This is a genomic window from Clostridium sp., from assembly GCF_051656525.1.
Lineage (GTDB): Bacteria > Bacillota > Clostridia > Clostridiales > Clostridiaceae > Clostridium.
In genome coordinates this window covers 1-3,248 of the sequence record NZ_JBOGCC010000237.1, presented here as the reverse complement: position 1 = coordinate 3,248, position 3,248 = coordinate 1, and the positions used below count along the sequence as shown (strand labels likewise).

The following is a 3,248-nucleotide window of genomic DNA, read 5'->3' as shown; positions in this document are numbered from 1 at the left end:
TGCTTACCATATTTATTACTCATTTTTTCTCCTTTTAATTTATTAAAAAAAATAGCACCTGCTGGCATAGGTGCTATTTTGAATAATTAACGCTTATCTATATTAAACATTTTTATTATAGCATTTATTATATCCATTTCATTTTTTTTTTTAATTTTTGAATTTTATCTTCTAGTGATCCAGTTCTTTTTTCTAACTGCTCTTGGTTATTTTTTTTGAAATTTTCTCTTTCTAATTGCTCTGTGATAAGTAAATTTACTACTTCTGAAATTGTAAGACCTTTATTCTTAGCTAATTTTTTTAAATCTTCTTTTGTTTTACAATCTAATCTTACTGTAAGACTTGCATTTTTTTTATTTTCTAAACCCATTTTTTAATCCCCTAAAAATTCTCTTAACCCTTATATTCTCTATGTCTTACACAAATCCCTTTTTGTCTTACGTAATTTTTACTGTCCCAAAAAGCCAAAAAATATCCCACTAACCCTAAGACCACCATAAAATTAAGATTGAATAAAATAATATTTTAATTTTTTATAATATCTGAAATTTTAGAGATTTAAAAAGTAAGTCTAGATATTGAAATTACTAGGATAGAGCTAATAAGGAAGGGTTCTAGGGAAACCCTAAAACCACATATATTTATAAAGAGCCATTTCGTGGCGGGTTTATATATTCCAATATCTTTCTATAGTTCTTAATCCTTTTCCTAATTTTTTAGCTACTTCTACTTGCTTAAACCCTTGTGTTTTAAGGCTTTTAATAGCTTTTATAGTATCTTGCTTTTGTTGTTCTCTCTTTGTTAATCCATCTTTATTTTTTCTATTTTCTACTCTATTTTTATTATTTCTTTTATATTTTTCTTTTTTATCTATTATAGTTTCTAGTTGCTCTTGTTCTTTAGCTGTTATATCTAATCTTTCTATTAGTGTTATATTTTTATACCAGTAACCACCTTTGTTACGCATATTTTTAGTTACTTTTATATTTCCTTTTCCAACTTCTTCTTGGAACTTTAGAAAGCTTTCTATTGCTTTTGGAATACAACGTAAAATTGCATTTACTTCTGTGTTTTTTAAAGGTTCTGTAAAGCTATTATTTAACTCATATACCATTTCTTTTAACACTTCCGTATCTCTATTGTATATTCCCTCCCAATAAGCATAACAATGTAATATAAAGTTTCTATATCCAGTTACATTTCCTTTTCTTATTTTTACTAATTTAACTATATCCCTAGCTCTTGCTAAATGCAGTGTGTAACTATTATAAAGATTTATTTTTTTATTAGAGGCATTTTTATTGGATTCTTTTTTTACATAACTTTTTTTATGTCTTTCATTCCACCCTAAGTATGTTTCTCTTAAATCGTATAGTGAATATACATTTTCTTTTTCTAATATCATTAATTCGCATTTAGTTTTACTCTTAGAATTTACTGTTCCCCATAATCTCATTAATCTACTACAATCTGTAGCTTGTCTATCTGCTCCTAAATATTTGAATTGGTTATATAGATAATCCTCAAATTCCTGCCAACTTACTAAGGCTCCATAACTACTAGGTTTAATATCCCAATAAATTTGAACACCTCTCCCTGTAAAAACTGCTCTTGTTGGTCTTGGAGCTTTTCCCCAAAATGCAGCCATCCAAACTTCAGCAATAATATCATTTATTTTATTCATTAATTCATTTTTACTTAAATTCTCTTCATGAAAATCAAAATCTAAGTAAAATGCTCTTAACTGTTTTAGATTTTTTCCTCCACGTTTACCATTAAAGCTAGTATTTACTGTAAAATATATATCTATATTTTTATCATCCATATATTTTTCAATTTGCTCTATATTTTCATTTTTAAAATTCTCAAGCATTATCATTTTATTTTCTTTATTTTGTGTTACTTGAATATATCCTTCAAAATCTTTTAATGCTATTTCTCTAGCTATTTTACTCATTTTTTTATCCTTTCTCGGATTTTAACTATCTACCTAAAAAGGAAATTCTATCTATTTACTTCTAACGTACTTTTTGTTAGTATATAAATAAAGAATATAAGTCCTCTATGGACTTTAGATAGGTTTAAAAAGAGCTCTGACGTCGGAAATTAGAAGCTCTTTTTGCGTTATCCGTACAATTTTATTTTGCTTCTTCTATTTTAACACAATATACGACGTCTAGTATATTTATTTCTAGGGGGGACGCCGACATACGTGTAAAAACCGGTAACTTGATGGAAATTAAATCCATTAGCTACCGGTTTTATTAATTTTCTATTAGTTTTTGTATATCTATTTCATGTATTGGACTTGGTATTGATTCTAAATCTATTATATATTCACCAAATCTTTTAATATGGCCTGTCATATAAGGGCTCATAGATTTAATATCACGAAGAGTTACTGGAGTACCATTTTTACTTAATTGCTCAATAGCATTATTTATATCAATGACATTTTGTAATATAACAGCATTTGATAACAACTCATTATATTTTATAATCTTATTTTGTTCTTCTGGATCATTTTCAGCAACTATGCCTTCTCCACCAAAGAAAAACCACTTAGAAAATCCATTATAAGCTTCTGTTTTATTTGTACTTTCTGTTATTTTATTTCTAAGTGAAACATTTGAAATAAATTCTAATAAATATATAGTTCTGATTACCCGTCCTAACTCTCTAAATGCTTGAAATAATTTATTCTTTTTACTATCATTATTTAATTTTCTAAGCAGTGTTGATGGGAGTATTTTACCTGATTTTATTGATAATACTACTTGGAATAAATCTTTATAATGAGTATTTATAAGATTCCAATTAATTGTTTCTTTAAAGAGTGCTTCTATATGATTATATTGTACTTCTTTATCTACCTTATAAAATTTCAACTCTTTCCAATTACGTATCCTGGGCATTAACTTGATACCTAACATATATGTAAGTGCAAAAACTGTACTTGATTGTCCTTGAGTATCTCCATGTACTATATTAGGATTTATATCAGATTTATTTTTCAATAATCCATCTATGATATATACAGCTTCCCATACTCCACAAGGAATAAAATGACTAAATAATGCTATATATGTATCTGAAACATGGTGATATGCAATAGCACCCATTCCACCATATCTTATATGATTTTCTGATAATAAATTTTGAGAATACATATCTATTTGTGTTCCATCTGCTGCAACTACATTAATATCTCCCCATATTTTAGGTAATGAACATTTATTATATTCATT

Annotated in this window: 3 protein-coding genes; all 3 read right to left on the bottom strand. The window is 26.8% G+C overall.

Annotation, left to right across the window (positions count from 1 at the left end; genetic code table 11):
- Window positions 1-127: 127 nt before the first annotated feature.
- Complete coding sequence (locus ACRDDY_RS12090; protein ID WP_438565201.1) at window positions 128-370, bottom strand: hypothetical protein; 243 nt, start codon at window positions 368-370, stop codon at window positions 128-130.
- A gap of 297 nt (window positions 371-667) precedes the next feature.
- Entirely contained in the window at window positions 668-1,957 is a 1,290-nt protein-coding gene (locus ACRDDY_RS12085; RefSeq protein ID WP_438565200.1) for a DNA-binding response regulator, read from the bottom strand.
- 307 nt (window positions 1,958-2,264) lie between these two features.
- Window positions 2,265-3,248 (bottom strand): transposase (locus tag ACRDDY_RS12080; RefSeq protein WP_438565199.1); only part of this gene is annotated, 984 nt, incomplete at its 5' end.

What these genes read in the sequence shown, in the direction of transcription:
- ACRDDY_RS12090 (WP_438565201.1), bottom strand. Translation starts at nt 370, where the DNA reads ATGGGTTTAGAAAATAAAAAAAATGCAAGTCTTACAGTAAGATTAGAT.
- ACRDDY_RS12085 (WP_438565200.1), bottom strand. Translation starts at nt 1,957, where the DNA reads ATGAGTAAAATAGCTAGAGAAATAGCATTAAAAGATTTTGAAGGATAT.